At 50.4% G+C, this 339-nt stretch carries 1 protein-coding gene; it reads left to right on the top strand.

The annotated features are described in order from the left end of the window. Positions 1-132 precede the first annotated feature (132 nt). Positions 133-339: hypothetical protein (locus ACRHNM_RS16465; RefSeq protein ID WP_431137716.1), on the top strand; the 207-nt coding region annotated here is incomplete at its 3' end.

Below are 339 nucleotides of genomic sequence, written 5' to 3'. Positions count from 1 at the left end.
TCGCTTTCGAAAGTGGGTCGGAAAATAAAAAGGGAAGAACGCGCCAGACCCGCCCACGCACCACCTGGCTCCTCGCTACACAAGGTCCACCGGACCTTGTGTAACCGCCCGGCCCTCTATTTGCAAGAATGGATGGAACGGATTGCCGAGCGCAGCGAGGAAATCCTTGTGCTCTTTTTGGTTTTAAGCCGTGCGGGCCAGAGTCCGGCTATGGACTTTTTAATCCGTGAAATCGAACCGACTAAATTGCCGGGATATACATATTTACCTGTTGAGCGCAGACTTTTAACTATCAGGTCTTTCACTGCTGTAGTTTGTATTGAGTGGAGGATATCTGTG

The sequence above is a fragment of the Psychroserpens mesophilus genome, from assembly GCF_050617655.1.
Lineage (GTDB): Bacteria > Bacteroidota > Bacteroidia > Flavobacteriales > Flavobacteriaceae > Psychroserpens > Psychroserpens mesophilus_A.
This window is presented reverse-complemented; position numbering and strand designations above follow the sequence as displayed.